This window comes from Pseudomonas sp. 22490 (assembly GCF_052044465.1).
Classification (GTDB): domain Bacteria; phylum Pseudomonadota; class Gammaproteobacteria; order Pseudomonadales; family Pseudomonadaceae; genus Pseudomonas; species Pseudomonas aeruginosa.
In genome coordinates this window covers 104,208-129,575 of sequence record NZ_JBQENS010000020.1, presented here as the reverse complement: position 1 = coordinate 129,575, position 25,368 = coordinate 104,208, and the positions used below count along the sequence as shown (strand labels likewise).

Genomic DNA, 25,368 nt, shown 5'->3' with positions numbered 1-25,368 from the left:
TGCGGATTCCACGGTCATCTGGCCACCCATTCCATGAGCATCTGACCACCGATTCCACGGTGATCCGGCCACCCATTCCACGCGCATCCGGCCACTGATTCCACGGCCATCCGGCCACTCAACCGGGCAGGCAGTAACGCAGGATTTCTTCACTACCATCGACCTCTTTTTCGAAGCAGAGAGGTCGTCGTGGAGCGTTTATCCATGCGTAAGATTCGCGAAGTACTACGTCTCAAGTTCGAGGTCGGACTATCGGCTCGCCAGATTGCGGTCAGCGTGCAGGTCGGTCGTGTCACCGTCGGCGACTACCTCAATCGTTTTGCCGCCAGCGGTCTCAGTTGGCCCTGTTCGTTGTCCGATGCCGAGTTGGAGCAGCAACTGTTCCCGCCGGCCCCGGCGGTTGCCAGTGAGAAGCGGCCTTTACCCGATTGGGCATGGGTGCATGCCGAACTGCGCCGCCCCGGGGTGACCCTGGCGCTGCTCTGGCAGGAGTACCGCCTGAGCCAGCCTCAGGGCTTTCAGTACAGCTGGTTCTGTGAGCACTACCGAGCCTGGCAGGGCAAGTTGGACGTGGTGATGCGTCAGGAGCACCGCGTCGGCGAGAAGCTGTTCGTCGACTATGCCGGCCAGACGGTGCCGGTTATCGATCGCCACAGCGGCGAGATCCGCCAGGCGCAGGTGTTCGTCGCGGTGCTCGGCGCGTCCAGCTACACCTTCGCCGAAGCCACCTGGTCGCAGCAGCTGCCGGACTGGCTAGGCTCCCATGCCCGCTGCTTCGCCTTCCTCGGCGGCGTGCCGGAGATCGTGGTGCCGGACAACCTGCGCAGCGCGGTGAGCAAGAGTCACCGCTACGAGCCGGACATCAACCCCAGCTACCGCGATCTGGCCGAGCACTATGGCGTGGCGGTGGTGCCGGCGCGGGCACGCAAACCGCGCGACAAGGCCAAGGCCGAAGTCGGCGTGCAGGTGGTCGAGCGTTGGATCCTCGCCGCACTGAGGAATCGGCAGTTCTTCTCCCTGGATGAACTCAACACGGCCATCGCCGGGCTGCTGGAGCGGCTCAACCAACGCCCGTTCAAGAAGCTGCCGGGCTCCCGGCAGTCGGCCTTCGACAGCCTGGATCGTCCGGCGCTGCGCCCCCTGCCGGAGCAACCCTACGTCTACGCCGAGTGGAAGAAGGCGCGGGTGCACATCGACTACCACGTCGAGGTCGATGGGCATTACTACTCGGTGCCGTATCAACTGGTGAAGAAGCAGCTGGAGGTGCGCCTGACGGCGCGCACCGTCGAGTTTTTCCACGCCAACCAGCGAGTGGCCAGCCACCTGCGCTCAATGCACAAGGGCAGGCACAGCACGCAGGCCGAGCACATGCCCAAGAGCCATCGCGAGCATGCCGAGTGGACGCCGCAACGGCTGATCCGCTGGGCCGAGCAGACCGGGCCGAACACCGCCGGCGTGATCCGGCACATCCTCGAACGGCGCATCCATCCGCAGCAGGGCTACCGGGCCTGCCTGGGCATCCTGCGCCTGGGTAAAACCCACGGTGAGGCGCGTCTGGAGTTGGCCTGCCGTCGCGCCATCAGCCTCGGCACGTGCAGCTACAAGAGCCTCGAATCGATCCTGCGCCAGGGGCTGGAAAACCTGCCGCTAGCTCAAACCAACCTGCCGCTGCTGCCGGACGACCACGCCAACCTGCGCGGATCCGCCTACTACCACTGACCCCAAGGAATCCCACCATGCTGCCCCATCCGACCCTGGACAAGCTGCAAACCCTGCGCCTGCACGGCATGCTCAAGGCGCTGAATGAACAACTGAAAACCCCGGACATCGACAGCCTGAGCTTCGAAGAACGCCTCGGCCTGCTGGTCGACCGCGAGCTGACCGAACGCGATGACAAGCGCCTGAGCAGCCGCCTGCGCCAGGCCCGGCTCAAGCACAACGCCTGCCTCGAAGACATCGACTACCGCAGCCCGCGCGGACTGGATAAGGCGCTGATCCTGCAACTGAGCAGTGGCCAGTGGCTGCGCGACGGCCTCAACCTGATCATCGGCGGCCCCACCGGTGTCGGTAAAACCTGGCTGGCCTGTGCCCTGGCCCACCAGGCCTGCCGGGAGGGCTACAGCGTGCGCTACCTGCGCCTGCCACGTTTGCTGGAAGAACTGGGTCTGGCCCATGGCGACGGCCGCTTCGCCAAGCTGATGAGCAGCTACGCCAAGACCGACCTGCTGATCCTCGACGACTGGGGCCTGGCCCCGTTCACCGCCGAACAGCGGCGCGACATGCTGGAGCTACTGGACGACCGCTACGGCCAGCGCTCGACCATCGTCACCAGCCAGATGCCGGTGGACAACTGGCACGAGCTGATCGGCGACCCGACCCTGGCCGACGCCATCCTCGACCGCCTGGTGCACAACGCTTATCGGATCAATCTGAAGGGTGAATCAATGCGCAAACGGACGCAGAAATTGACGACGCCGGGCACCTCAGACTAACAATGCCACCCCTGCGTCGCTGCGCTCCGACTGCCCGGCCGGATGGCCGTGGAACAGGTGGCCAGATGGCCGTGGAATGCCTGGCCAGATGAGCGTGGACTGGGTGGCCGGATGGTGTGGAATCCGCAGGATACCGCCGTGCAGGCCTATGCCGCCGAGATGATCGCCAAGGGCAAGATCGGCACCGAGTACGTCAAGCAGGCCGCGACGTTCTTCGGCCCGAACGAGCACTGGCAGGAAGCCATGCAGCCGGCGAACGTCCATCCGATCCGCAAAGGGCTCGGCCCGGACGGCAAGTTGCTGCCGGGTTACTTCTGGCACGACGCCGATATCGACCTTCCGGTTGAGAAGCGCCGCATCCTGAGCGATGAAACCCACGACCGCGCCTCCGGGTATCGCTGGGACTACCTGCGCTCCAGGGGGCTGGCATGACTCCCTCGCAGATCGCCCAGCGCCTCGCAGATCGCGTGATTGACGTTGCTCACCACCTGCTGCCCGGTGGCAAGCGTGAGGGCTCGGAGTGGCGCGTAGGCAGCGTGAACGGCGAGAAGGGCCAGAGCCTAGGGGTTCACCTCAAGGGCGATAAGGCTGGTGTCTGGTGCGATTTCTCGACCGGTGAAACCGGCGACTTGCTGGACCTGTGGCGTGCAGTTCGCAGTTGTGACATGGGCACTGCACTCACCGAGGCGAAATCCTACCTGGGGATCACCGAGCCCAAGCTCGAAGCGCCGTCGAGGAAGGCCTACGTCCGCCCTGATCGCCCGAAGTGCAAGGCGCCTGGCGATGAGTCTCCGGTCATGGCTTACCTCGCTGGCCGTGGGCTCAAGCCGGAAACTATCGCGGCGTTCAAGATCGGCGAGAAGGGCCGCGACATCGTGTTTCCGTTTCTGCGCGACGGCACCCTGATCCACTGGAAAACGCTGTGCATCGACCGCGAGAACGGCAAGAAGAAAATCTTTGCCTCGAAGGATTCGGAGCCGTGCCTCTTCGGCTGGCAGGCGATTCCGGAAGGCGCCCGAGAGGTGACCATCACCGAAGGCGAGATCGATGCCATGACCGCCTGGCAGTACGGTCGTCCGGCGTTGTCGGTGCCATTTGGGGGCGGCAAGGGCGAGAAGCAGGCGTGGATCGAGCACGAATACTCGCGGCTCTCCCGGTTCGACGTGATCTACCTCGCCATGGACAACGACGAGGCTGGGAAGCAGGCGACCGAGGAACTGATCAAGCGTCTGGGGCGTGAGCGCTGTCGCATCCTGGACCTGGGCTGCAAGGACTTCAACGAAGCCCTGGACGCCCTGTTCTACACACGAGACGACATTGACGACTGCTACGCCAAGGCCAAGACCCTTGATCCGGAGAAGCTGGTAGGAGCCGAAACCTTCGCCGATGACGTTTGTGCTGAGTTCTTTGAGCGCAACCCGGTGGTAATGGGGATGGCGACCCCGTGGGAGAAGTCTCACGACACCATTCGGTTCCGCGACAGCGAGGTCACTATCTGGACCGGCTGGAGTGGTCACGGGAAATCCCAGCTCCTGAACTACCTCGCCTTCCACGGCATGCGCCAGGGCGAAAAGTTCTGTATCGCCTCAATGGAGATGCCGGCCAAGCGCACCCTGCAACGCATGGTTCGCCAGGCGGCGGGACTGAACCTTCCGTCTCGCGGATACATCCACGCGATCCTGGAGTTTCTAGGAGGTCGGCTGTGGATCTACAACCAGATGGGTTCTGCCAATACCGCCGAGATGATCGACACCTTCCGCTATGCCGCACGGCGGTACGGGGTGAAACAGTTCGTCGTCGACAGCTTGGCGAAGCTTGGCATGGCTGAGGATGACTACAACGGCCAGAAACAGGCCATGGAAGCCATCGTTGGCTTTGCCCACGAAATGGGCGTCCACGTCCATTTGGTCGCCCACCCGCGAAAGGCTGACGACGAAACAAAGCTTCCAGGGAAGCTTGACGTTCGTGGTGGCGCAATCCTTACCGACCTGGCCGACAACGTGATCACCGTTTGGCGCAACAAGAAGAAAGAAGTCGCCATGAAAGACGGTAGCGAAGAGGACCGCGCGTACTACGCATCCCATTCCGACGTGAAGATGGTCATCACCAAGCAGCGCCTGACGGGCGTCGAGGAAACCATCCCGCTCTGGTTTGACCCCGCGTCCGCTCAGTACATGGAGCGCGAAGGCCACAAGCCGCGCCAGTGGATTGAGTACTCCGGAATCCCACAACAACAAGCCGATCAGGAGGCCGCATGAAGCGCTGCTGGAAGGTAGTTCTGCCGGGCCGCCCGGCGTTCACGATGATTCTGATGGAGGACTGCGACCCGCTCGCTGTCGTGAAGAGCATTTGGCCTGAAGGGAGGATCGAGCAGTGACGCCCGCAAAACAGGAGTCCCTCATGCAGGGACAGACCGGCATCGCGAAGAAGGTCTATGAGTGCGTACCGATCTCTGAGCCCTGGCGTTCGTTCCAGGTGCTCACCGCGCTCCGCAACATGACCGGAAGCACGCCGGACGTTCGGATTGTCCAGGGCTGTCTGCGCGATCTGGTCGATTCCGGACTGATCCGCCGCACTGGTACTGACCACTACCAACGAATCCAAGTCGAGAAAAAGACCAAGCCTCAGGAGCCGAAGATGGGCGAGCCCGCGAAGAAGATCGAAACCCAGTCCGAGCAGAAGCGCTTTGCCTCCCCGCTGGAGATGCTGGGCGAACTGGCAAATGAGCTCGCCGGCATGGCCGAGCACATGAAGCGCCTGTCTGATCGCATCGAGGACGTCGCTCTGGCAGTCGAGCAGGAACGCGAATCGAACGCTAAGTCGATGGAAAGCTATCGCCAGCTCAAGGCACTACTGAAGAGCCTGCAAGGGGAGGGCGAGTGACGTGGATATCGTAGACATCGCCAACGACTACGCCGAGCGTGAACTCGCTGAACGCCTGTACTCCCGAGTCAAGTACGTCGGCGAGAGCCTGTACGAATGTGAAGACTGCGGCGAGGAAATCCCGGTAGCGCGGCGCTCGATCGTCCCCGGTGTTCGTAAATGCCGGGACTGCGCTGAACTGGCTGAGCGGAGGGCTGTGTGATGCCGAACTATCGCAAGCCAGACATGTACTCTGGTGCCGATTGGGAGATGGTTCAGGGCTACATGGCCGGCAAGGACGGCCTGCGCGCCCAGCGCTCGACGGCTGCCTACATGCATGGCTATCGCAACGGGGTTTCTGATCGGACTGGAATCCCTCATGAGCGGGCAGAAGTTCTTCGCCGTCGCGCAGAGATGATCCCTGGCATCACACCCAATAAAGTTTGGTTCCAGGGGAGGGTAGGCCGTGGCTGAACTCGCCCTTATCCGTACCGCCCAGGGATTGGTTCCGGCCACGGAGGCTGACCGTGAAACTGTCCAGAAGTGGAAGGCCGGTCAGGTCGTCCATGGAAAATTCACTCGGATGCGCAACGCCAAATTCCACGGGAAGTTCTTTGCGATGCTGGATTTGGCGTGGGAGTACTGGGAGCCGAAGGGCGGGCTGGTGCCCCGCCAGGAGATGCGTGGTATCCGCGGGCTTGCCAAGTACTTCGAGGATCTGAATGGCCGCCCTGGCCAGTTGCAGAACGCCGTCGCTGCGTATATCGCCAAGCTTGAGGCTGATCGCGCCGACCGCTTCCCCGCAGTCGAGAAGAGCCGCGAGGCTTTCCGGGAGTGGATAACCATCGAGGCCGGTCACTTCCACCTGATCCATACCCCGGATGGGGTTCGTAAGGAAGCCAAATCGATCAGTTGGGCCAGCATGGACGACTCGGCTTTTGAGCCCCTCTACCGGGATGTGTTCGCGGCCTGCTGGCGGCTGGTCCTTTCCTCTCACTTCGAAACCGAGGCTGACGCCATGGCGGCGGCTGATCAGATGGGGACTTTCGCATGAGCAAGTTCAAGGCGGGCGACCTCGCTCTAAATCTGCAAGAAATCCCAAACTGCATCAGCGCTGGAGTGGTAGTCGAGTTGATATCTCGACTTTCCCCGGGTGATCTATTTGTCGAAGACGGCCAGACCTTTCTGGTGAATCGGGCAGCCTGGTGGGTGCTCCATGAAGGTGATCGGCTCTACATCCCTGAACGGTATCTCATGCCCCTCCGCGGCGACTTCCAGCCCGAGCAGCAGAAGGCGAAGGAGGAGATCGCATGAACCCTCGTATCGGCGTTGCTCTGTGGGTCTTGGATGGCCATGAGTGGAACTGGAGAAGGTTGAATCGGTCCGCCTTCATCATGCGTAAGAAGATGGCTGCGAAGGCCGTGGCTCTGATTGCCCATGATCGGATCCTTACCGACGAGGTTCTTGCTCGCGGGCTTCCCTCTTACTGGGATAGGGAGACGAAGGAGGTTGACGCATGAGCTATTGCCGTTGGAGTTCCGACGATTTCCAGTGCGATGTTTACGTCTACGAAAGCGTAGCCGGTGGCTTTGTGACTCAAGTGGCTGCCAATAGGGTGGTTTTCAAGGAGAACCTTCCTGCCCCGGTCCCTTTCGAGCCTGAATACGTGAAGGAATACCTGGAGCGTCACCATAAGGTGATGGCGATGGTTGGTGCGGCTGACCGTGTGCAGATTGGTCTCCCGCATGACGGCGACAGCTTCGATGATGCCGATCAAGAGGCCTGCGCAGACCGGCTTGAGTATCTGAAAGGGCTTGGCTATCGCGTTCCGCAGTACGCCATTGACGCACTGCGCGAAGAGGTAGAGGCATGAGCGGATCGAAAGTTGCTCGACTGGCCATCGGAAGCTTGCTGGTCGCTGCATTGATTGCCTACACGCAAACCTCCATTCCGGTGAACGGATGGATCGTTTCGCTCATGGGGACCGCCACTCTATGGCTTGGCTACTTCGCGGGAGAAGAGCTATGAGCCGCAGCTTGTTCTTCCGCGCCATGCGGAGAGTTCCTGTTCGGCCAAGAGCGCTCATTGTCCTAGTGATCATGATCGCCTTCGGCTGGGTGCCGCTTGTGGTGGCTGTATGCGAGGCAGTCGGCGAAGGGGTTCGGGCCTGCCGGCAGGAATCGTCCAGGCTCTACGGCGACTTCAGCAAAGCTTTCACCGACTGCTGGAAAGCCTTGGTTTCGGGGGAGCCTCAATGAGCCTATCCGCCAGCCAGCCCAAACCGAAGAAATGCCAGAACCCTGCATGCGGCCAGGAGTTCACCCCTCGCTTCAGCAGCACGCAAAAGGTCTGCTCGCCGGCCTGCGCCCTGGCCATCAAGGACAAGCACGCCAAGCCGGCGCGGAAAGCCATCGACGACCGCAAGCGGAGGGAGGTCAGGGTTCGGAAGGAGAAGTTGAAGAGTCGGTCGGATCACCTGCGCGAGGCTCAGCAGGTCTTCAACGAGTTCATCCGTCTACGCGACGCGGATCAGCCGTGCATCAGTTGTGGCCGCCACCACGATGGGCAGTATCACGCTGGGCACTACCGCACGGTTGCCGCCAGCCCCGAGCTGCGTTTCGAGCCGCTGAACGTCCACAAACAATGTGCCCCATGCAACAACCACAAGTCCGGCGACATAGTGAATTACCGAATCAACTTGGTGCGCAAGATCGGCGCCGAGAAGGTCGAGTGGCTGGAAGGCCCTCATGATCCCCTGAAGCTGACCATCGACGAAATCAAAGCGCTTAAGGCCAAGTTCAGGGCCTGGGTGCGCGAACTGAAGAGGGCAACGGCATGACCAAAGAAACTCTGACCATCGTTCTCTTCAGCATAGGGAGCGGTCTCATCGGTTATGCGATCGGTATTGCTGCCGCCTGGCTGGGAAACTGGTTCGCCGACGGTTATCACCCGCTGCTGCTGTCGAACATGGTCAGCACGCCAGGTGCTGAGGATGGTGAGCGCGCCAATGAATACCCCGATTATCTGGAGCCTCCGAGAGGCTGTTTCGGCATGTGCTGTGCCGGATGTGATGCTCGCTCGCAGGTCAACTCCCGGAGCAAAACAACCAGCGAACAGACAGACCAATCTTACGTTTTAAACGCCGTGCTCAGCGCTCAAGGGGATGGGGAATGAACAAGACATCAGTACTGGTCAGAATCCTGCTCGCGGGCAGCGAGGGGAATACTGCATCCTCTGCGTGGGTCGATGCCGACATGGGATGCGGCGGTTATGGGGTGATGTCGAAGGACGAGCGATTCAAGCTGGACTGCGAGTATCGTCGGCACCTCCGCCAGAATCTCACGCCAAGGTTCTGGGATGCGCTCATCGCGCGCTACACCTTGGACATCAACGACCGCGGCAAGGCGATCCGAGGGCTGGGTCGAGTGGTCGCCACACACGCCCACCAGCATTTCAAGTTCTATGCCGTGTTGACCTGGGCGGAGCGCCAGAAAGTAGGAGCAGGGAAGAGATCCACCGGCGTCCTAAAGCCCGACTTCTACGACATGAACAGGTGGGACGACAACCATGGCACTCCTGAACGTACTCGGCGTCGGTGGAGGGCTGGCATCCATGAGGCTCTGGATGGAATCCTCAGCGACGCTATCGCGTCCTCTATAGCTCTGCTTGAGGAACAGGGGATGTTCGAGCGAATGGCGGCTTGACATCGATGGCCGCGTGGCCGATTATATCACCATCCTGCCGATCTTGCGCGTTGTGAGGATCGGTAACTCTGAAGCCCTGGCAAATGCCGGGGCTTTTTCGTTTCCGGGGTATGGATGAATCTCGAGCATCGCATAAGACGCTGGCTCCTTCAGGCTGGGCGACGTGGCAAGCCGATCCACGCAATTCTCATCCACCCCGACGATATCCAATCTGCAAGAAAGATCTGCCGGTTCGCGCCAGTAAAGGTGCTCGGCATTGAAGTACGCCGGTATGGCGCAACAGGGAGCGCTGCTGATTTGTAATCAGAGGGTTGCGGGTTCGACTCCTGCTGCCGGCACCACACTACAAGGCCCAGGCAACGACCTGGGCTTTCTGCATCTGGAGTACGTGAAATGGCCGAGCCGAGTGGTGCGGTAGCAGTCGCCGGCCTGGTCGGTATTGGTGCGTCTGCGTTGATCCCTGGCATTGATGCCAATGCAGTGATCGGGGCTTTTGCTGGGGCTATCTTCTTCGTGGTGTATGCCAAGGACATCTCGGCCTGGGCTCGCCTTGGCTACTTCGCTGCGTCCTGGATCGTTGGCTACTACGTCGCCGGCGAGGTCATCGGGCGGGAGTGGGCCAGAACATCAGGCCTTATCGCCTGTGGCGGGGCATTGTTCTGCGTCGCAGTGGGCACCAGCTTGCTGGAGTGGGTGCAGGGGGGGAAGACGCCTGGTTGGCTCCGCTTCATAGCGGACCGCTTTGGAGGTCGTAATGGTTGACCCTTGGACTCTGGTGGCCGCGATGATTTGCGGCGCTATCTGCATGCGTCTGGCGACATACCGCCGACAGGGCGCGAGGTATCGCCGGGGAGTGTCCTGGCTCGCATACCTGCTGTGTGTTGGTAGTGGGTGTTTCGCCCTGAGCGTGATGCTCGATGCACTCCACGGCTACAGACTGAATCCTGTCTCCCCCTGGCTGACCCTGGTGCTGGCGATCCTGCTCGGCCTTGTGTGTCGTGCACGGGGGAACCTGGCCCACATTCTGAGGGTGTATTGATCGATCAGAGGGATATGAGGATTGACCAGCATGGAGAGGCCGATGCCGCCACCCGCATTGCTTGAGCTGACCGAGCTATCGATGCTCGGTACCAGGCTTCAGCCAGCGCCCGAGGTGGGCGAATGGGTGCAGGCTGCGATCCTCGGCGAGGGTGGCGAGCTGCACAACCCTGACCATGCTCATCTGATCGACGCACCGCTACGTTTCCTGTGGGCGTCCGCATGCTTCGAGAAGCAAGGTAGAACCGTGGTAGGCCAGGCCGAGGCGGTGATATTCCGCGCAGGTGGTTGGCAGAAGGCCCGGCAAGAGCAACAGATGATCGATTGGTTCGGCGAAGTACCGGGCTTCGTCATCACCCTGGCTGCCGACTACTGCTCCCAGTGCTCCGACCTGGAGTTCTGTGCTTTGGTCGAGCATGAGCTCTACCACATCTGCCAAGAGCACAACCAATATGGCGAGCCCAAGTTCACCGAGGAGGGCTTTCCAAAGCTGAAGCTCCGCGGGCATGACGTCGAGGAGTTCGTCGGCGTGGTGAGGCGGTACGGCCCAAGCAAGGACGTGCAGTATCTCATCGACGCTGCTAGCAGGCCTCCAGAGGTGGCCAAAATTAACATTTCGAGAGCCTGCGGTACGTGCCTGCTGAAGTCGGCATAGCCACGACAGGCCCATGACAGGAAGAAAAACGATGGCAACCCTGAACAGCGACGTGAAGGCGTTCATCGTTCAGGCGCTGGCCTGTTTCGATACGCCATCCCAGGTTGCGGAATCGGTCAAGAAGGAATTCGGCATCGAGGTCAGTCGGCAGCAGATCGAGTCGCACGACCCGAACAAGGTGTGCAGCAAGGGCCTTGCCGCGAAGTGGCGGATCCTCTTCGAGGACACCCGCAAGCGCTTCCGCGAGGAGATCGCCGACATCCCGATCGCCAACCGCGCCTACCGACTGAGGGCATTGGGTCGGATGGCTGAGCGCGCCGAGGGCATGCGAAACATGGCCCTGGCTGCCCAGCTTTACGAGCAGGCCGCCAAGGAGTCTGGTGGCGTCTATACGAACAAGCACCAGCACGAAGTCTCTGGTCCGAATGGCGCGCCGGTGGCAGTCGCCGCCTTGACCAGGGAGGACTACAAGCAGGCTCGCCGAGAGATGCTCGCGGAAGATGATTGCTGACCCCATTACCCTTGCTCGAAAGGTAGAGTGCGAGGCGGACGGCCTTTACTTCGCGCGCTACTTCTTCAAGCAGCGCATGGGTTCGAAGATGATCGTCGCGCCGCATCACCGGGTGATCCAGGAGACTTTGGATAGGGTGGTGGATGGTGAGATCCAGCGCCTGATCATCAACGTGCCTCCTGGATACACAAAGACCGAGCTGGCGACGATCAACATGATCGGCCGGGGATTGGCGCTGAACAACCGCGCCAGGTTCATGCACCTGTCCTACTCGCACAATCTGGCCCTACTGAACTCCAGTACGGCGCGCGGTATGGTGAAGTCCTCGGCGTATCAGGCCATGTGGCCTATGTCGCTGCGAGATGACGCCGACAGCAAGGCCATGTGGTGGACTGAGCATGGCGGCGGGGTTTATGCATCGTCCGCCGCCGGCCAGGTGACAGGGTTTCGCGCCGGCCACATGGAGCCTGGATGGCAGGGCGCGCTGATCATCGACGATCCGGTAAAACCGGACGATGCATACAGCGAGACTGTTCGTGACGGCGTGAATAGCCGATTCAACGAGACGATCAAGTCCCGCCTGGCGCTGGAAACGACGCCGATGATCGTCATCATGCAGAGGATCCATTACCACGACCTGAGCGGCTACCTTCTGCGAGGCGGGTCAGGGGAGATGTGGCATCACCTCAACCTGCCAGTGATCATCGACAACAGCGAGCCGTACCCAGCGGAAAACACTCACGGAATCCCGGTCGAGCATGGTCTTCCGGATGGCTGGCTATGGCCCTTCAAGCACAACGAGAGCCACCGCACAGCGCTTTTCTCGCATCGACGCACCGCAGAAGCCCAGTACATGCAGAAACCTCGGCGGTTCAACGCCGAGGGGGCGTTGTGGACCGAGCAACTGATCAATGCGGCGCATCAATTGCAGATCAGGGCCGACCGCAAGCGGTGCGTGGTGGCCATCGATCCTCAGGCCACCAACAGCGACGAGAGCGACGAAACTGGGATCGTGGCCGCGAGTTCCTACGGTGCTGGTGACTCCCGCCAGTTCTCGGTCGATGGCGATTACAGTGGGAAATACTCACCAGCCGGTTGGGCGAAAAAGGCTATGGCTGCATACGAGCAGCACCAGGCCGACGCGATCGTTATTGAGACGAACCAAGGCGGCGACATGGCGGAAGAGACCCTGAAGAACGCGGGTTTCAAGGGGCGAATCATCCGAATCCATGCCAACAAGGGAAAGTTCGCCCGTGCTGAGCCGATATCCGCCCTGTACGAGCAAGGCAGGGTGGCTCACCAAGGCGCGCTTTATCTGCTGGAGAACCAGCTCATGGAGTACATCCCCGCGACGGCGAAGAAGTCGCCGGACCGGCTGGATGCCATGGTCTACGCCTTGACCGAATTGGGCGGAGCCGCGCCGCTTGGCATCCTTCTTCCTGGAGCCCGCTGATGGCCATCTTCATCCTCAAGGAGCGCGCAACCAGCCGTTCCATGGTGGTCCGTGCTCGCTGCACGTCCTGCGCCCGCACCGTGGCGGTCGAGAACGCTGGCGCCGAAGGGACGATGGTCTGGCGTGACCCCAACCTCTCATCTGTCGAACTGGTCCGCGAGGCGGACAAGCCAGGCCTCATCCTGAAATCGGACTGACCATGACTGACAAACTCGACCTCGCGGTCAATCACGCGATGAGCAGTGCTGTCGCGCGTGCGCGAATGAGCCTGCTGAACCAGGGCATCGGCCATGACGCCAAGCGCCCGCAGGCATGGTGCGAGTATGGTTTCCCTCAGGAAATCACGTTCAACGACCTGTACACCATGTACCGGCGGGGCGGCATCGCCCATGGCGCGGTTGAGAAGATCGTCACCACGTGCTGGAAGACAAATCCGCAGGTCATCGAGGGCGACGATCAGGACCGCTCCAAGGACGAGACCGAGTGGGAGAGGAAGAACAAGCCGTTGATCGCAGGCGGCAGGTTCTGGCGGGCTGTCTCCGAAGCCGACCGGCGCCGCTTGGTGGGTCGGTATTCCGGGCTGCTCCTCCACATAAGGGACAGCCAGCCCTGGGATAGACCTGTTTCGGGCAAGGTCAATGGCCTGGCGAAGGTCACCCCGGCCTGGGCTGGGTGCCTTAAGCCGAAGTCGTTCGACGAAAAGCCGGATAGCGAGACCTACGGGCAGCCCACCATGTGGGAATACACCGAGGCTTCCCAAGCCGGTCGTCCCGGTCTGGTGCGGGATATCCATCCGGATCGGGTGTTTATCCTCGGAGACTGGACCGGCGATGCAATCGGCTTCCTGGAGCCTGCCTACAACTCCTTCATCAGCCTGGAGAAGGTCGAGGGAGGCAGTGGCGAATCGTTCCTGAAGAACGCCGCACGCCAGCTCCTGCTGAACTTCGACAAGGAGATTAACCTCGGCGAGATCGCCAGCACCTACGGCGTGACGCTCGATGCGCTCAACGAGCGCTTCAACGAGGCAGCGCGCCAGCTCAACCTCGGCGTCGATGTCCTGCTCCCGACCCAGGGGGCGACCGTCACGCAGATGGTGTCCGCTGTTTCGGACCCCAGCCCCACGTACAACGTCAACCTGCAGACCGCCGCCGCCGGCGTCGACATCCCGACCAAGATTCTGGTGGGCATGCAGACCGGCGAGCGGGCGAGCAGTGAGGACCAGAAGTACCACAACGCCAGATGCCAGGCGCGCCGGGTGCAAGAACTGACGTTCGAGATCAACGACTTGTTCGCGCACCTGATGCGCATCGGCGTGGTTCCGCTGAAGGCTGAGTTCACCGCGATCTGGGATGACCTCACCGTGCCGACCAAGGCCGAGCGCTTGGCCAACTCCAAGACCATGAGCGAGATCAACAGCGCCGCGATCGGCACTGGCGAGCCCGTGTTCACGGCGGAGGAAATACGCGAAGAAGCTGGATACGACCCGCTCGAGGGTGGCGATCCGCTGCCTGACACCGAACCGGAGGATGAAGATGCCGCGCGCACCGATCCTACCGGCGAACGGCAGTGACCCGACCGGGGTAGATCGCCTGGAAAGGGGCGCAATGCGCGAGTTCGACAGGCGCATGCGGAAGATCAGGGATGGCTACGTGGCCGCCCTGGATCGAATCCCGGCCCAGCCGGTGGTGAACGAGCAGTACACCTACCGTCTCGACCAGGCTCTTCTCTCCGCGATCTTCGCCGACACCAACCTGATGGTCGACGAGATCCTGCAAGAAGGCGGAGAGCGTGACCTCTGGTTCTTCGAGTCCTACGTCGGGGTTGCCTACATCCGCGGGACTGCGCAGACCCACGCCAACCTGGCGCAGCAGTCGCCGGCGTATCGCGCTGGCCGGGAGTCGCTGGATGTGCTCCTCCGATCCGACGCCTACCGCGCGCGCATGGCGCTGCTTCGCGCTCGGGAGTTCGAGGAAATGAAGGGGCTGTCGGGCCAGGTCAAGGCCGACATGGCGCGCATCCTCGCCGAAGGCATGGGGCGCGGGAAGAATCCCCGGGAGATTGCACGGGACCTGACCGCCCAGAGCGGCATCGAGGCGCGTCGAGGCCATCGCATCGCCCGCACCGAGGTCACTACCGCACTCCGAAGGGCCCGCTGGGACGAGAAAGACGCTGCTGAGGCCGATTACGGCGTCCAGTCGAAGCTGATGCACATGTCGGCCCTGTCCCCCAGTACCAGGGCAACCCATGCGGCCAGGCACGCCAGGCTCTACACCTCGGACGAGCTGAGGGACTGGTACAGCCGAGACGGAAACTCGATCAACTGCAAGTGCAGCCAGGTCGAGGTACTGGTCGATGACGAAGGGAACCCGGTTGTCCCGGCCATCGTCGAGCGCGCGCGCCGCAACTACCAAGTCATGAAAGCCAAAGGGCGCGGGCCCTGGGCGAAAGAGGATTGAGCCATGCCCATGCAGGTCAACATCACCACCCAGGTCAACAGCGCCAGTATTCGACGTGAGACCTACAACGGGCGCGAACACCTGGTTCTGCCGAGCTACACCCTGCCGGCCGGGGTGGTCATGAACGGTGGTCTCTACACCGCCGAGCAGATCGACAAGCACTACCCAGGGCTGGAGGGAACGCTCGCGCCGCTCGGCCACCCGATGGTCGATGGGAAGTTCGTTTCGGCGTTCTCCCCTGAAGGGATCAACGTCGGCCATATCGGCGCCTGGAACCGAAACGTGAAGAAGTCCGGCAACCGGGTCTACATGGAGAAGTGGGTCGACGTCGAGTTCGCCAAGTCCACGGAAGGCGGTCGTGAACTGTTGCAGCGCGTCGAGGCGCTGGAGAAGGGGGAGGACGTTCCCCCGATCCATACCAGCGTTGCAGCATTCCTCAACCGCATCGAGCCGAACGAAAGCCAGCGCGCCCAGGGCGCGGAGTGGGTCGCCGACATCCAGAGCATGGACCACGACGCGATCCTGCTGCACGAAGTAGGGGCGGCCACTCCTGAGCAGGGCGTCGGCCTCATGGTGAACGCGGACCAGGCTGTGCCGCTTCAGCCGAACTCCGGCGCCTTGGTTGGCGAGTCCTACCGGGAGCGTGAGCAGCGCCTGGACCGAGCCGCAAAGGAGCGATTCGCCTCCGGGCCCGATCAGTACGCATGGGTTGCCGATTTCACTGATTCCCAGGCCGTGATCAGCCTCAACGGCGGTGTGACCGAGGTGTACGGCTACAAGGTCGAGGCAGGGAAGATCGTCTTCGACGAGTCCGGCCAGCCCGTTGTCCGGCAAGAGTCCTGGGTCGCCATGGTGGCCAACAGCATCAAGAACATTTTCACCCATCGTCAGGCTCGGCCTGATCAACCTGAGAAGGAGGGCGACATGCCCCTGACCCCCGAAGAAAAGGCCGAAATCGTGAAGGAAATCGGCACCAACACCTCCAACGCCATCAAGGAACTGGCGGACACCATCATCAAGCCCCTGGCCGACAAGGTCGACGGCCTGGTCGCCAACCACAAGGCCCTGGCCGACACGCTGACCGCCAACCAGCGCGCCGAGGAAGACAGCATGCGTGAAGCGGTCAAGGCCAAGTTCGGCGAGGTCATCGCCAACAGCCTGGCCGGCGACGCGCTCAAGGAAATGTTCAAGCAGTGCGGCGAGTCCGCCCCGCTGGGCGCCAATGCCGCCACCGACAAAGGCGGTCTCACCGCCGATATCAACAACCTGCCGAAGGAGTAAGCCATGTCTCGCTATCGTCGCGTGAACATCGACGGCAAGTCGCTGTTCAAGACCGAAACCCGCAAGACCGCCGCGGCACTCCTGCCCGGCACGTTCGCCGTGATCAATGGCAGCGACCTGTTCGCCCAGGCAAGCGCAAGCGTTGGCCGACTCTACGTCATCGACTGCGCTCACCACGAAGGCCTCAACATCCGCGATGCGGTTCCCGTCGGCCATTCGGCCGTGGGCAACTACGTCGAAGAGGGTCGCGAACTCGCCGTGCTGTGCCCGGCCGGTACCTACAAGAAGGACACGCCGATCAAGCTCGGAACCAGTGGCCAGGGTGCCATCGCGTCGAGCGATACCGACACGGTCCTCGGTTACAGCCAGGACGATGCAGTCATCGCCTCCGGCCAAACGGACTTCATCCGCATCCGCTTCCGTGTCGGCAGTGTCGCCGCCCCGGCGCCCTAATAGGAGTACGGACACATGTTCCTCACCCAGCAAGCAATCGCCGCCCATCCCCGCCTGATGGGCCATTTCCAGGAGTTGCAGGCCAACCGCAACATCTGGAACAACCAGAACGCCGCGATGATCACCCACCACCGCGGCGCCATGACCCCCGAAATGCTGGCCTGCAACGCGCTCGCCGGCCTGGGGCGTGAGTTCTGGGCCGAGGTCGACGCCCAGATCATCCAGTACCGCAACCAGGAAACCGGCATGGAGATCGTCAACGATCTCCTGCAGGTGCAGACCGTGCTTCCGATCGGCAAGACCGCCAAGCTCTACAACGTGGTCGGCGACATCGCCGATGATGTGTCGGTGAGCATCGATGGCCAGGCCCCGTACTCCTTCGATCACACCGAGTACAACTCCGACGGCGACCCGATCCCGGTATTCACCGCCGGCTACGGTGTCAACTGGCGCCATGCCGCCGGCATGAACACCGTCGGCATCGACCTGGTTCTGGACTCGCAGGCTGCGAAGCTCCGCAAGTTCAACAAGCGGATCGTTGCCTACACCCTGGACGGTGCCACCAACATCCAGGTCGAGAACTACCCGGCTCAGGGGCTGCGCAATCACCGCAACACCATCAAGGTCAACCTGGGCTCCGGCGCCGGCGGCGCGAACATCGACCTGACCACTGCCACCCAGGAGCAACTGGCTGCGTTCTTCACCACCGGCGCTTTCGGCCAGGCCGCCCGCAACAACAAGGTCGATGCCTACGATGTGCTGTGGGTGTCCCCGGAAATCTGGGGCAACATGAACCGCCCGGCAACCGTGGCAATCGGTGGCAGCACGATCCTGAGCGGCGGCACTGTTTTGCAGTTGATCACCCCGTTCATCCCGGCTCGCGCCATTCGCCAGTCGTTCGCCCTGTCGGGCAACGAGTTCCTGGGTTATCAGCGACGTCGTGACGTGGTTACCCCGCTGGTCGGCATGGCTACCGGTGTTATCCCGCTGCCGCGCCCGCTGCCGCAGGTCAACTACAACTTCCAGATCATGAGCGCCATGGGCATCCAGGTGAAGAAGGACGACGAAGGTCTGTCCGGCGTGATCTACGGCGCCAACCTGGCGTAAGGGGGCGACGTGCGCTACGAAGTGACCCGCGCCTGGCATGGCGTAAGCGTGGGCGACGTGGTGGAACTGGAGCACCTTCACCCGTCGCTGAAACCCAACGTGCGCCCCCTCGGCGGTGATTCTGTCCTCGAAGCAGCTACGCCGGCTGCAAGTTCGGATGTCGAGCAGAAACGCCGAGGGCGACCGCCGAAAACCGAGTGACCGGTGCGTGACGAGAGGCCGCCTGCGGGCGGCTTCGTCGTTTCTGGCCCCAGAAATGGGGCCTTCTTCTTCCAGGAATCGGACATGATCACAGTTGAACAGGCCCGGCAGTACCTGCAGAGCCAGGGCATCGACAACGTGCCCGATTTCATCCTTGCGGCGTGGATCGAGCAATTGCAGCAGATCCAGGACTGCATGGATGCCCATTACCCGGCATCGACCGCGCTGCTGATTCAGGCCTACCTGCTGGCGCTATTCGCCTTGGCCCAGGCCGACAAGTACATCAGCAGCCAGACGGCACCATCCGGCGCTTCTCGATCGTTCCGCTACCAGGCCTTTGCTGATCGCTGGAAGGCGCAGTTGGCCTTGCTGAACGCCCTGGACAAGTACGGATGTGCGACGGGGCTGATTCCCCCGAACCCAACCCAGACCGCACACGGCGGTCTTTGGATCGCGCGCGGTGGCTGCATGTGTGGTGACTCATGAGCACGACAGCGAATTGGAGTTACACCAACACTGCGACGGTTCGGCCATTCCTGCACTTCGACCTTTCGACCCAGGAGGCCGTTTACGGCCCCGAGTACGAGATCGCCTGCACCTGGGTAGCGAAAGGTGAGCAGGTCCGCGATAACAACGGCGCCGAGTTCGTGTCGCGCCACCAGATCTACACCGAGGACCGCCGGCCGAAGTACCTGGACCTGATCCAGTTCGACGGATCCAACGGCTGGGAAGAGATTCGCTCGGTGACGAACTGGGACATGTCCTTCTTCGGCGAGCAGCCGGACTTTCTACTGGTGACCTGACATGGCAATCCAAGGCATCGACCGCGTCCGGCGGAATCTTCGTGTGGCTGTCGAAAACATTGCCGGCGGCGTTTCCGAGCGCGCTGTTTATGAGGTGCTGAGCCAGGGAGCGGCAATGGCGCAGACCATGACACCGATCGACACATCGACTCTGGTCAACAGCCAAACGGCCCCCCAGATCACTGTTGGCCCAAACGGGGTCGAGGGCAGCGTCGGTTACACCGCTGCCTACGCAGCAGCAGTCCACGATGCGCCAGGCACTCTCGCCGGCCAGCCGCGGGACGAGAACGACCCTAGCCGGGGGGACTACTGGGACCCGAATGCGGAGCCTGAATTTCTCACGAAGGGCTTTGACCAGATCATTCCAGCAATCCCGGCCATCCTCCGCAGGACCTACCGCGTATGACACCCTACGACGCCTTCCAGGATTGGCTGGCTTCGATCCTGGGCGAGGGCTACCAGTACAGCCGCGGGATGTGGGTCGACCACCCCTCGCTCGACTCGGCATTCATCGCAGCGATCCAGCAAACCGGCGGCCCCCCGACTCAGGTCGACATTCGTCGCCTGCGGTTCAAGGTGATCCTCCTCGGCCCGAAGGGCGTCCGGAAACACGTTGTCGACGTCGGCAACTCAATCGAGACCCTGGCGCAGGTAGCGCTTGGTGACAGCGTCCCCTGTGGCGCCGCATCTGTTCGGGCAATCGGCGAGCCGATCGGGCCTGGATACACCACCGAAAACCGGGCCTGGTACAGCCTGGACCTTGAAGTTCTCTATTAATCAGGAGGCCAGACATGGCTTGCAAGAAGCTCAAATTTCCGGGCCGCGACGTCGTGCTCGAGTATTACATCGGGTGCGGCGATGCGCTGCCGGCGGAGAATGACTGGCGCCGTTTTGGGTCGCTCCGCACGAAGGAATTCACCGTCGAGTGGGACACCATCGACGCGACTGATTCCGACTCGGTTGGCGCACTGCGGGAGAACCTGGCCAGTTTCCAGACGCTGACCATTTCCGGTGACGGTACCGTGAAGGCCTCCGGTGCCGGCGCGCAGAACCTGATCGACCTGACGAAGCATGTCGTGAAGCCGGACGCGACCGGCGGACAGCCTGTTGTCTGGACGCGCATGACCTTCCCGGACCTGACCTTCACCGCATTCATGCTCATCAGCAACCTCAGTCGCTCCGCGCCGTACGACGATGTCACCACCTACAGCTTCGAGGCTTCGGCGACCGCTTCCGACTTCGGCCTGATCGTCGAGGATACCCCCGACGCGGATGCGCCGGACCCGACCAGCATTCAGGTCGTGCCGGAGACCCTCTCGCTTACCGTTGGCGAAGGCTTCAACTTCGAGGGCGTCGTGCTGCCTGTTGGCGCTCCGCAAGGCCTGCGCTGGACTTCCAGTGCGCCGACCGTGGCCGCGGTGAACGCGGTTACCGGCGAGGTGAGCGCTCTGTCGGCCGGTACCGCCACGATCACCGCCGCTTCCAGCGTCGCCCCGGGCGTCACCGATACCGCAACTGTCACGGTTGTCCCGCTGGTGCAGGGCATCACTGTCTCGCCGACCTCCGTCTCGATCGCCGAAGGCGCCACCCAGCAACTGACCGCCGCTGTATCCCCGACCGGTGCGGCTCCTGGCCTGGTCTACGAAAGCGCGGCGCCGGCGATTGCCACCGTGAGCTCGACCGGCCTGGTGACCGGTGTTGATGTCGGTACCACCACGGTGAAAATCACCAGTGCGGCGCGGCCGTCGGTGAGCGTGACCGTTCCGGTAACCGTTACTGCACCGTGATCCTCACCGAGATCGGTGAGATAGGCGTACACACGGCCTCAGGGGAGTGCTTTCTCCTGCGGCCGTCCCTGTACGCCATGACCCAGCTCGGTACGCCGGCCGAGATTGTCGACGTCTTCGCGCGCGTCATGAGCGACCCGATCACCGAGAAGCATCAGGCGGACCAGTTCGCGGACGCCCTGGCCGTGGTGGTGGCCTGTAGTGAGCAGGACCTGTCCGACGTGTTTGGCTACTACGACCAGGACCTGGTCTACCGGCCAGGAACTGCGGATGTCGAGCACCTTGTGCCTCTCGCGCGCTGCCTGCTGAAGCACGGCGTCACTGGGGCGCTTCCGCCGCTCCCCCGGCGCCACGACGAAGAGCCGAACTACTCGGGGGAATTCGTTGCGCGGGAGTACGTCGCGACGGCGATAGCGCACCTGGGGCTGAGCGAGCGCGAAGCCTGGTCCATGACCATGACCGGCCTGATCGGCGCCCTGCGCGCGAAATACCCCCCAACCGAATCGAACGCTCCGGGCGCCAGAGCCCCGACCGCGGCAGAGCATGACGCGACGATGGAGTGGTTCGACAAGATCGAGGCCAAGCGCAAGGCGCGGGCGAAAGGAGCACCCTGATGGCTGAGAATGTCGGCAGCATCTACTACACCGTCGAGGCGGATACCTCTGGCCTCGTAAACGGCACGAATGCTGCTGACCGTTCATTGGATCAGATGCAAGCAACCATGCGGCGCGCTGATAGCGAGGCGGCACGTCTCAACACGACTGTCACCAAGCTTTCGTCGGCTATTAAGGCGATCATCGCGGCGTCAGCGCTCCGCGAGATGGCCAGCATGGTCCAGTCCTATCAGGAGATGGCTGACAGGGTTCGTCTGGCGTCTGCAAGCCAGGAAGAGTATGAAAACGTACAGGCTAGACTGCTCCGTACCGCCAACGGGACATACCGAGCGCTATCAGAGGCGCAGGAACTCTACATTCGCACTTCTGCGGGCCTGAAAGCTCTCGGATACGACACAACGTCTGCACTGGATGTGATGGATTCGCTGTCGTATGCATTCGTGACCAATGCGACCAAGGCGGACGCAGCAGAGGCAGCGATCAGCCAGTTCTCCAAGGCAATCAACACCGGCAAGGTTTCTGCCGACCAATGGGAAACAATCTCCAGCGCAGTCCCGTCTGTTATTGAGGATATCGGCGCCGCAGCAGGTAAGACGGGGGCGGAAGTCAGGAGTCTTGGTGCGCAGGGGCAATTAACGGCGCAAATGCTCACCGAGGGTCTACGTAAGTCCTTGGAAGAGAACTCAAAGGCAGCCGCCGGCATGTCCAATAACCTGACCGATGCAGGGGTCAGGATTCGCACTGCATTTACTCAAGTCCTTGTTTCGCTGGAAGACCAGACTGGTGCCCTTCAAACCTTCACCAATGGTCTTATTTCGGCTGCTGATGCGCTTCTTGAGTTCGGGCTTGACTCGGAAAAAATGGCAGCATTTCTCGACACTGCAACAGTCGCAGCAGCTTCTCTGGCCTCTGTTGTGGCTGGGCGTCTAGTTACCTCCCTGTATGCAGCAGGTGCGGCCCAAGTGCAAAGATTGCGGGCAACGCTTGAGCAGATAGCAGCTGATCGGAATGCTGCTATAGGTGCACTGCGCCGGGCAGAGGCAGAGAAGGCGGCGGCCGCCGCGGCTGTCGCTCTGGCTCAGGCGGACTTGAATGCCGCTAGGGGTTCGAATGCCCACGCAACAGCTCTAAACGCGCTGCTCGCCGCTAAAGAGCGCGACTTGGCCGCCACAAGGGCACTAACGGCTGCTCAAACAACGCTGAATGGTGTAGCAACCACCGGGACAGTGGTAATGGGAGGCCTTCGAGCGGCAATGGCGTTCCTCGGCGGACCGCTTGGGGTTGTTCTGCTGGCCGCAACCGCGATCGCAACATTTGCAACGAATGCACGGGAGGCGAAAGAGCCTACGGACCTTCTAACTCTGTCCGTTGAAAAGCTTGGACAGGCACAGCTGAAGGTTGCACGACTGGACATCGACAAGCGAATCCAGGCAGTGAGCGATAAGCTCAAACTGCTTGGGGAAAACTATGCGTTCGCAGCAAAAGAAGCCCAAGGCTCCGGTCGAAGGGCCAATCGATATGCTGAAGATGCCGTGCGTATCCAGGGCGCGGTCGAGGAGCTTACGCAGGAACTTGACCAGTTACAGAAAAAGCGTTCAGACGTCGACGCTGCCCTGGATAAAAAGAGTTCATCCCCATCCGGCAATGGCCCGGATCGCCAGGCAAACCCGGAGGATACAAAGGCTCTCCAGAATCTTCGCGACGAGGCTGAACTATCTGCTCTCGCGGGTGAAGAACGGGCGAAGCTTGCCGCGCGCAAAAAGCTCAGTGCTGATGCCACAAAAGAGGAGATCGCGGAGGCGGAGCGTCTCGCTGTCCAAATATTCCGCAACAGCGAAGCACGGAAGCAAGAGAAGAAGTCAGCCTCTGATACCGCCTCTACGGTCAAAAAGTCGATGGAGGAGCAGCGTCGCGCTGCCCTGGACAATGAGAAGACTATCGGAGACCTTTCCCAGCAACTGGCACAGGCTGGAATGAAGGGAAAGGAACTGGCAGAAGCTGGGGCGCAATCTCGCCTTAATCCATTCGCCACGCCGGAGCAGGTCGCCCAGGTCCGCGCGCTCGCCGCAGCTCTGTACGAAGCGCAACAGGTCGAAGCCAACAAGCAGTTGCTGGGGCAGATGGACCCGATCGCCGGCGAAGACCAGCGCTACCAGACCGAACTGGAGAATCTGAAAAAGCTGAACGAGGCCAAGTTGCTCGAGGACCAGCGCTACCTGGAACTCAAGGCGCAGGCAGAGCAACAGCACGATGCCACGATGAAGCAACTGGAGGAGGAGCGATTCCGCCGCCAGGCTGCCGGCAACGAGATGATCATGGCAACGCTGGATCAGGTGCAGCAGGCCGGCACGAACGCTCTGACAGGGCTGATAACCGGGGCGAACAACGGTGCTGACGCCATGCGGCAACTGGCCGGCGCCATGCTGAACCAGGTCGTGGGCGCCCTCGTCAAGGTCGGCATCGAACAGGCGAAGAACTTCATCATGGGGCAGGCCCAGCAGGCGGCTGCGGCGACGACAGCCGCGGCGACAGGTGCGGCTATGGCTTCCGCCTACGCGCCAGCCGCCGCTGCCGCCTCGGTAGCGTCATTCGGCGGGGCGGCAACGGCTGGCCTTACCGCAATGGCGGCCGCTATCCCGGCGATGCTCGGCATGTTCGCTGGCGGCCGACAGTACGGCGGCCCCGTAGGGGCTGGTGGCATGTACCGGATCAACGAGAACGGCGCGCCAGAGGTATTCCAGGCTGCGAATGGCCGGCAGTACATGCTGCCGAACACGCGAGGCGAGGTGATCAGCAACGGCGACGCCACCGCGCAGGGCTCGCCGCAGATCAGCCTGCAGATCATCAACAACGGTCCTCCGGTTTCCGCCACCGCCACCATGGACGGGAACAACCTGCGGGTAACTCTCGATGCGGTCGAACAGGACTTTGCCAACAAGGTTTCGTCCGGCCAGGGGCTTTACCCGAAAGCAATCGAAGGCGCATATGGATTCAAGAGGGCAGGGCGATGATCAAATGGCCTGATGGCCTTCCCTTCCCGCTCAGGGAGGGTTACGGCTTCAAGACGGTAGAGCCTATGGCCAGGACGTCCCTCCAGAGCGGCCGGGCACGCTACAGGCGGAACTTCAGCAATGTGCCGGTCGCGCTGGAGGTTTCCTGGCTGTTCACTGCTGAGCAGGCTCGGCTGTTCAAAGGGTGGTACCGAGACGTCCTGAAAGATGGCGTCAAGTGGTTCGAGTGCGATTTGCGTACGGAGGAAGGAATCGTTCCGTGCAACCTGCACTTCGAGGGGATCTACGACGGTGGCTATCTCGTCGGGCGTGACTACTGGCGCTTCAACGCAACCGTCGTGATGCGAGAGCGCTCGATCATCGATCCAGGGTGGGCCGAGATTCTGCCCGAGTACATCCTCCTCGCTGACATCTTCGACATCGCGATGAACAGGGAGTGGCCTCGACATGGCGACGGCTCTTGAGCGCTTCTATGCCTCCGGCGGTGAAGACCTGAAGCTCGCCACGGTCGAGTTGTCATGCCCGGCGTGGCCGGAGCCTATCCTCATCTGCCAGGGCTATGACGACATCACCTGCATGACCGAAGACGGGCGGCTACTTACGTTCATCGCTGGCGCTATCGACGTATCGATTCCGAAGCGAGACAACAGCGGAAACCAGAACGTCGGATTCGCAATCGACAACGTGACCGGATTCGCCCAGCAGCGTATCAACGAAGCCCTGGAGGCTGGCGAGTATGTGACCCTGATCCTGCGGATGTACCTGGAGAGCGATCTCACAGCGCCCGCTGAGCGGCCATACCGCATGATGGTCAAGACGCCGGGTTTCGAGGGTCTCACTGTTCAGGTCGAGGCCGGTTACTACGACCTCATCAACACCGCCGCGCTGCGCCACATCTACAACGTCAGCGAGTTCCCCGGACTCAAATACTGGCCTTGAT

General features: G+C 61.8%; 37 protein-coding genes and 1 tRNA gene. All 38 read left to right on the top strand.

The genetic code is table 11. The annotated features are described in order from the left end of the window. The first annotated feature begins 204 nt into the window (after positions 1-204). The gene (gene istA / locus ACTJJX_RS21660) at positions 205-1,719 is read left to right on the top strand and encodes an IS21 family transposase (protein ID WP_146537839.1); all 1,515 of its coding nucleotides are present in this window, start codon (positions 205-207) and stop codon (positions 1,717-1,719) included. Positions 1,720-1,736: 17 nt separating this feature from the next. Next, complete coding sequence (gene istB, locus ACTJJX_RS21655) at positions 1,737-2,492, top strand: IS21-like element ISPpu7 family helper ATPase IstB (protein WP_045107743.1); 756 nt, start codon at positions 1,737-1,739, stop codon at positions 2,490-2,492. Positions 2,493-2,630: 138 nt separating this feature from the next. Next, positions 2,631-2,924, top strand: a complete 294-nt coding sequence (locus ACTJJX_RS21650) for a hypothetical protein (protein WP_198346310.1) — start codon at positions 2,631-2,633, stop codon at positions 2,922-2,924. Beyond that, entirely contained in the window at positions 2,921-4,750 is a 1,830-nt protein-coding gene (locus tag ACTJJX_RS21645) for a bifunctional DNA primase/helicase (RefSeq protein ID WP_023082529.1), read from the top strand. The genes ACTJJX_RS21650 and ACTJJX_RS21645 overlap by 4 nt, the downstream gene beginning before the upstream one ends. After that, complete coding sequence (locus ACTJJX_RS21640) at positions 4,747-4,869, top strand: hypothetical protein (RefSeq protein ID WP_003088414.1); 123 nt, start codon at positions 4,747-4,749, stop codon at positions 4,867-4,869. Before ACTJJX_RS21645 ends, ACTJJX_RS21640 begins: the two co-directional genes overlap by 4 nt. 23 nt (positions 4,870-4,892) lie before the next feature. Then, entirely contained in the window at positions 4,893-5,375 is a 483-nt protein-coding gene (locus tag ACTJJX_RS21635; protein WP_003158996.1) for a hypothetical protein, read from the top strand. 1 nt (position 5,376) lies between these two features. Beyond that, positions 5,377-5,577 carry a TraR/DksA family transcriptional regulator gene (locus ACTJJX_RS21630; RefSeq protein WP_003158995.1) on the top strand — a complete coding sequence of 67 codons (201 nt, stop codon included), beginning with the start codon at positions 5,377-5,379 and terminating at the stop codon, positions 5,575-5,577. Continuing rightward, the gene (locus ACTJJX_RS21625) at positions 5,577-5,828 is read left to right on the top strand and encodes a hypothetical protein (protein ID WP_023082528.1); all 252 of its coding nucleotides are present in this window, start codon (positions 5,577-5,579) and stop codon (positions 5,826-5,828) included. The genes ACTJJX_RS21630 and ACTJJX_RS21625 overlap by 1 nt, the downstream gene beginning before the upstream one ends. Then, positions 5,821-6,408, top strand: a complete 588-nt coding sequence (locus tag ACTJJX_RS21620) for a DUF1367 family protein (protein WP_023082527.1) — start codon at positions 5,821-5,823, stop codon at positions 6,406-6,408. Before ACTJJX_RS21625 ends, ACTJJX_RS21620 begins: the two co-directional genes overlap by 8 nt. Continuing rightward, on the top strand, positions 6,405-6,668 hold the full coding sequence (locus tag ACTJJX_RS21615) for a hypothetical protein (protein ID WP_023082526.1): 264 nt from the start codon (positions 6,405-6,407) through the stop codon (positions 6,666-6,668). The genes ACTJJX_RS21620 and ACTJJX_RS21615 overlap by 4 nt, the downstream gene beginning before the upstream one ends. After that, positions 6,665-6,874, top strand: coding sequence for a hypothetical protein (locus ACTJJX_RS21610; protein WP_023082525.1), 210 nt, complete (start codon positions 6,665-6,667; stop codon positions 6,872-6,874). Before ACTJJX_RS21615 ends, ACTJJX_RS21610 begins: the two co-directional genes overlap by 4 nt. Further along, complete coding sequence (locus tag ACTJJX_RS21605; protein ID WP_023082524.1) at positions 6,871-7,227, top strand: hypothetical protein; 357 nt, start codon at positions 6,871-6,873, stop codon at positions 7,225-7,227. The genes ACTJJX_RS21610 and ACTJJX_RS21605 overlap by 4 nt, the downstream gene beginning before the upstream one ends. Continuing rightward, entirely contained in the window at positions 7,224-7,382 is a 159-nt protein-coding gene (locus ACTJJX_RS21600) for a hypothetical protein (protein ID WP_023082523.1), read from the top strand. The genes ACTJJX_RS21605 and ACTJJX_RS21600 overlap by 4 nt, the downstream gene beginning before the upstream one ends. Beyond that, positions 7,379-7,612: a hypothetical protein gene (locus tag ACTJJX_RS21595; protein WP_023082522.1), complete on the top strand. Its 234-nt coding sequence runs from the start codon at positions 7,379-7,381 to the stop codon at positions 7,610-7,612. Before ACTJJX_RS21600 ends, ACTJJX_RS21595 begins: the two co-directional genes overlap by 4 nt. Then, complete coding sequence (locus tag ACTJJX_RS21590; protein WP_023082521.1) at positions 7,609-8,193, top strand: recombination protein NinG; 585 nt, start codon at positions 7,609-7,611, stop codon at positions 8,191-8,193. Before ACTJJX_RS21595 ends, ACTJJX_RS21590 begins: the two co-directional genes overlap by 4 nt. Beyond that, positions 8,190-8,528, top strand: coding sequence for a hypothetical protein (locus tag ACTJJX_RS21585; protein WP_023082520.1), 339 nt, complete (start codon positions 8,190-8,192; stop codon positions 8,526-8,528). The genes ACTJJX_RS21590 and ACTJJX_RS21585 overlap by 4 nt, the downstream gene beginning before the upstream one ends. Next, the gene (locus tag ACTJJX_RS21580; RefSeq protein ID WP_023082519.1) at positions 8,525-9,058 is read left to right on the top strand and encodes a hypothetical protein; all 534 of its coding nucleotides are present in this window, start codon (positions 8,525-8,527) and stop codon (positions 9,056-9,058) included. Before ACTJJX_RS21585 ends, ACTJJX_RS21580 begins: the two co-directional genes overlap by 4 nt. Before the next feature lie 265 nt (positions 9,059-9,323). Then, positions 9,324-9,399, top strand: a tRNA-Thr gene (locus ACTJJX_RS21575). A gap of 52 nt (positions 9,400-9,451) precedes the next feature. Continuing rightward, positions 9,452-9,820 (top strand): putative holin, encoded by a 369-nt coding sequence (locus tag ACTJJX_RS21570; protein WP_023082518.1) that lies wholly within the window; start codon positions 9,452-9,454, stop codon positions 9,818-9,820. After that, a complete protein-coding gene (locus ACTJJX_RS21565; protein ID WP_003101053.1) occupies positions 9,813-10,097 on the top strand; it encodes a phage holin family protein in 285 nt (94 codons plus the stop codon). The genes ACTJJX_RS21570 and ACTJJX_RS21565 overlap by 8 nt, the downstream gene beginning before the upstream one ends. A 30-nt stretch (positions 10,098-10,127) precedes the next feature. Continuing rightward, a complete protein-coding gene (locus ACTJJX_RS21560; RefSeq protein WP_031668856.1) occupies positions 10,128-10,751 on the top strand; it encodes a putative metallopeptidase in 624 nt (207 codons plus the stop codon). Positions 10,752-10,782: 31 nt separating this feature from the next. After that, entirely contained in the window at positions 10,783-11,262 is a 480-nt protein-coding gene (locus ACTJJX_RS21555; protein ID WP_023082516.1) for a DUF2280 domain-containing protein, read from the top strand. Next, entirely contained in the window at positions 11,252-12,715 is a 1,464-nt protein-coding gene (locus tag ACTJJX_RS21550) for a phage terminase large subunit family protein (RefSeq protein WP_023082515.1), read from the top strand. Before ACTJJX_RS21555 ends, ACTJJX_RS21550 begins: the two co-directional genes overlap by 11 nt. Then, on the top strand, positions 12,715-12,912 hold the full coding sequence (locus tag ACTJJX_RS21545; RefSeq protein ID WP_023082514.1) for a hypothetical protein: 198 nt from the start codon (positions 12,715-12,717) through the stop codon (positions 12,910-12,912). The genes ACTJJX_RS21550 and ACTJJX_RS21545 overlap by 1 nt, the downstream gene beginning before the upstream one ends. A gap of 2 nt (positions 12,913-12,914) precedes the next feature. Then, positions 12,915-14,285, top strand: coding sequence for an anti-CBASS protein Acb1 family protein (locus ACTJJX_RS21540; RefSeq protein ID WP_023082513.1), 1,371 nt, complete (start codon positions 12,915-12,917; stop codon positions 14,283-14,285). A gap of 34 nt (positions 14,286-14,319) precedes the next feature. Then, entirely contained in the window at positions 14,320-15,171 is an 852-nt protein-coding gene (locus ACTJJX_RS21535; protein ID WP_199861421.1) for a phage minor head protein, read from the top strand. Between the two features lie 3 nt (positions 15,172-15,174). Continuing rightward, entirely contained in the window at positions 15,175-16,452 is a 1,278-nt protein-coding gene (locus ACTJJX_RS21530) for a hypothetical protein (RefSeq protein WP_023082511.1), read from the top strand. 3 nt (positions 16,453-16,455) lie between these two features. Beyond that, a complete protein-coding gene (locus ACTJJX_RS21525; protein ID WP_023082510.1) occupies positions 16,456-16,905 on the top strand; it encodes a hypothetical protein in 450 nt (149 codons plus the stop codon). A gap of 15 nt (positions 16,906-16,920) precedes the next feature. Next, the gene (locus ACTJJX_RS21520) at positions 16,921-18,012 is read left to right on the top strand and encodes a major capsid protein (RefSeq protein WP_023082509.1); all 1,092 of its coding nucleotides are present in this window, start codon (positions 16,921-16,923) and stop codon (positions 18,010-18,012) included. A 285-nt stretch (positions 18,013-18,297) separates the two neighbouring features. Beyond that, the gene (locus ACTJJX_RS21515) at positions 18,298-18,699 is read left to right on the top strand and encodes a DUF7370 family protein (RefSeq protein WP_023082508.1); all 402 of its coding nucleotides are present in this window, start codon (positions 18,298-18,300) and stop codon (positions 18,697-18,699) included. Beyond that, the gene (locus ACTJJX_RS21510; protein ID WP_023082507.1) at positions 18,696-19,016 is read left to right on the top strand and encodes a hypothetical protein; all 321 of its coding nucleotides are present in this window, start codon (positions 18,696-18,698) and stop codon (positions 19,014-19,016) included. The genes ACTJJX_RS21515 and ACTJJX_RS21510 overlap by 4 nt, the downstream gene beginning before the upstream one ends. A gap of 1 nt (position 19,017) precedes the next feature. Then, entirely contained in the window at positions 19,018-19,422 is a 405-nt protein-coding gene (locus ACTJJX_RS21505; RefSeq protein WP_023083735.1) for a hypothetical protein, read from the top strand. Further along, positions 19,419-19,793, top strand: coding sequence for a phage tail termination protein (locus ACTJJX_RS21500; RefSeq protein ID WP_003127992.1), 375 nt, complete (start codon positions 19,419-19,421; stop codon positions 19,791-19,793). The genes ACTJJX_RS21505 and ACTJJX_RS21500 overlap by 4 nt, the downstream gene beginning before the upstream one ends. A 14-nt stretch (positions 19,794-19,807) precedes the next feature. Further along, the gene (locus tag ACTJJX_RS21495; RefSeq protein WP_023082505.1) at positions 19,808-20,803 is read left to right on the top strand and encodes a phage tail tube protein; all 996 of its coding nucleotides are present in this window, start codon (positions 19,808-19,810) and stop codon (positions 20,801-20,803) included. Continuing rightward, positions 20,800-21,417, top strand: coding sequence for a DUF6246 family protein (locus ACTJJX_RS21490; RefSeq protein WP_016852772.1), 618 nt, complete (start codon positions 20,800-20,802; stop codon positions 21,415-21,417). Before ACTJJX_RS21495 ends, ACTJJX_RS21490 begins: the two co-directional genes overlap by 4 nt. Further along, on the top strand, positions 21,417-24,428 hold the full coding sequence (locus tag ACTJJX_RS21485; RefSeq protein ID WP_031668854.1) for a tape measure protein: 3,012 nt from the start codon (positions 21,417-21,419) through the stop codon (positions 24,426-24,428). The genes ACTJJX_RS21490 and ACTJJX_RS21485 overlap by 1 nt, the downstream gene beginning before the upstream one ends. Next, entirely contained in the window at positions 24,425-24,892 is a 468-nt protein-coding gene (locus ACTJJX_RS21480) for a hypothetical protein (protein ID WP_023082503.1), read from the top strand. Before ACTJJX_RS21485 ends, ACTJJX_RS21480 begins: the two co-directional genes overlap by 4 nt. Next, positions 24,876-25,367: a DUF1833 family protein gene (locus ACTJJX_RS21475; RefSeq protein WP_023082502.1), complete on the top strand. Its 492-nt coding sequence runs from the start codon at positions 24,876-24,878 to the stop codon at positions 25,365-25,367. The genes ACTJJX_RS21480 and ACTJJX_RS21475 overlap by 17 nt, the downstream gene beginning before the upstream one ends. The last annotated feature ends 1 nt before the right edge of the window (position 25,368 follow it).

Excerpts from the sequence above, each read along its gene's own strand:
- istA (WP_146537839.1), top strand. The coding sequence starts at position 205 with ATGCGTAAGATTCGCGAAGTACTACGTCTCAAGTTCGAGGTCGGACTA.
- istB (WP_045107743.1), top strand. The coding sequence starts at position 1,737 with ATGCTGCCCCATCCGACCCTGGACAAGCTGCAAACCCTGCGCCTGCAC.
- ACTJJX_RS21645 (WP_023082529.1), top strand. The coding sequence starts at position 2,921 with ATGACTCCCTCGCAGATCGCCCAGCGCCTCGCAGATCGCGTGATTGAC.
- ACTJJX_RS21640 (WP_003088414.1), top strand. The coding sequence starts at position 4,747 with ATGAAGCGCTGCTGGAAGGTAGTTCTGCCGGGCCGCCCGGCGTTCACG.
- ACTJJX_RS21635 (WP_003158996.1), top strand. The coding sequence starts at position 4,893 with ATGCAGGGACAGACCGGCATCGCGAAGAAGGTCTATGAGTGCGTACCG.
- ACTJJX_RS21625 (WP_023082528.1), top strand. The coding sequence starts at position 5,577 with ATGCCGAACTATCGCAAGCCAGACATGTACTCTGGTGCCGATTGGGAG.
- ACTJJX_RS21615 (WP_023082526.1), top strand. The coding sequence starts at position 6,405 with ATGAGCAAGTTCAAGGCGGGCGACCTCGCTCTAAATCTGCAAGAAATC.
- ACTJJX_RS21610 (WP_023082525.1), top strand. The coding sequence starts at position 6,665 with ATGAACCCTCGTATCGGCGTTGCTCTGTGGGTCTTGGATGGCCATGAG.
- ACTJJX_RS21605 (WP_023082524.1), top strand. The coding sequence starts at position 6,871 with ATGAGCTATTGCCGTTGGAGTTCCGACGATTTCCAGTGCGATGTTTAC.
- ACTJJX_RS21600 (WP_023082523.1), top strand. The coding sequence starts at position 7,224 with ATGAGCGGATCGAAAGTTGCTCGACTGGCCATCGGAAGCTTGCTGGTC.
- ACTJJX_RS21595 (WP_023082522.1), top strand. The coding sequence starts at position 7,379 with ATGAGCCGCAGCTTGTTCTTCCGCGCCATGCGGAGAGTTCCTGTTCGG.
- ACTJJX_RS21590 (WP_023082521.1), top strand. The coding sequence starts at position 7,609 with ATGAGCCTATCCGCCAGCCAGCCCAAACCGAAGAAATGCCAGAACCCT.
- ACTJJX_RS21585 (WP_023082520.1), top strand. The coding sequence starts at position 8,190 with ATGACCAAAGAAACTCTGACCATCGTTCTCTTCAGCATAGGGAGCGGT.
- ACTJJX_RS21580 (WP_023082519.1), top strand. The coding sequence starts at position 8,525 with ATGAACAAGACATCAGTACTGGTCAGAATCCTGCTCGCGGGCAGCGAG.
- ACTJJX_RS21570 (WP_023082518.1), top strand. The coding sequence starts at position 9,452 with ATGGCCGAGCCGAGTGGTGCGGTAGCAGTCGCCGGCCTGGTCGGTATT.
- ACTJJX_RS21565 (WP_003101053.1), top strand. The coding sequence starts at position 9,813 with ATGGTTGACCCTTGGACTCTGGTGGCCGCGATGATTTGCGGCGCTATC.
- ACTJJX_RS21560 (WP_031668856.1), top strand. The coding sequence starts at position 10,128 with ATGGAGAGGCCGATGCCGCCACCCGCATTGCTTGAGCTGACCGAGCTA.
- ACTJJX_RS21555 (WP_023082516.1), top strand. The coding sequence starts at position 10,783 with ATGGCAACCCTGAACAGCGACGTGAAGGCGTTCATCGTTCAGGCGCTG.
- ACTJJX_RS21550 (WP_023082515.1), top strand. The coding sequence starts at position 11,252 with ATGATTGCTGACCCCATTACCCTTGCTCGAAAGGTAGAGTGCGAGGCG.
- ACTJJX_RS21545 (WP_023082514.1), top strand. The coding sequence starts at position 12,715 with ATGGCCATCTTCATCCTCAAGGAGCGCGCAACCAGCCGTTCCATGGTG.
- ACTJJX_RS21540 (WP_023082513.1), top strand. The coding sequence starts at position 12,915 with ATGACTGACAAACTCGACCTCGCGGTCAATCACGCGATGAGCAGTGCT.
- ACTJJX_RS21535 (WP_199861421.1), top strand. The coding sequence starts at position 14,320 with ATGCGCGAGTTCGACAGGCGCATGCGGAAGATCAGGGATGGCTACGTG.
- ACTJJX_RS21530 (WP_023082511.1), top strand. The coding sequence starts at position 15,175 with ATGCCCATGCAGGTCAACATCACCACCCAGGTCAACAGCGCCAGTATT.
- ACTJJX_RS21525 (WP_023082510.1), top strand. The coding sequence starts at position 16,456 with ATGTCTCGCTATCGTCGCGTGAACATCGACGGCAAGTCGCTGTTCAAG.
- ACTJJX_RS21520 (WP_023082509.1), top strand. The coding sequence starts at position 16,921 with ATGTTCCTCACCCAGCAAGCAATCGCCGCCCATCCCCGCCTGATGGGC.
- ACTJJX_RS21515 (WP_023082508.1), top strand. The coding sequence starts at position 18,298 with ATGATCACAGTTGAACAGGCCCGGCAGTACCTGCAGAGCCAGGGCATC.
- ACTJJX_RS21510 (WP_023082507.1), top strand. The coding sequence starts at position 18,696 with ATGAGCACGACAGCGAATTGGAGTTACACCAACACTGCGACGGTTCGG.
- ACTJJX_RS21505 (WP_023083735.1), top strand. The coding sequence starts at position 19,018 with ATGGCAATCCAAGGCATCGACCGCGTCCGGCGGAATCTTCGTGTGGCT.
- ACTJJX_RS21500 (WP_003127992.1), top strand. The coding sequence starts at position 19,419 with ATGACACCCTACGACGCCTTCCAGGATTGGCTGGCTTCGATCCTGGGC.
- ACTJJX_RS21495 (WP_023082505.1), top strand. The coding sequence starts at position 19,808 with ATGGCTTGCAAGAAGCTCAAATTTCCGGGCCGCGACGTCGTGCTCGAG.
- ACTJJX_RS21485 (WP_031668854.1), top strand. The coding sequence starts at position 21,417 with ATGGCTGAGAATGTCGGCAGCATCTACTACACCGTCGAGGCGGATACC.
- ACTJJX_RS21480 (WP_023082503.1), top strand. The coding sequence starts at position 24,425 with ATGATCAAATGGCCTGATGGCCTTCCCTTCCCGCTCAGGGAGGGTTAC.
- ACTJJX_RS21475 (WP_023082502.1), top strand. The coding sequence starts at position 24,876 with ATGGCGACGGCTCTTGAGCGCTTCTATGCCTCCGGCGGTGAAGACCTG.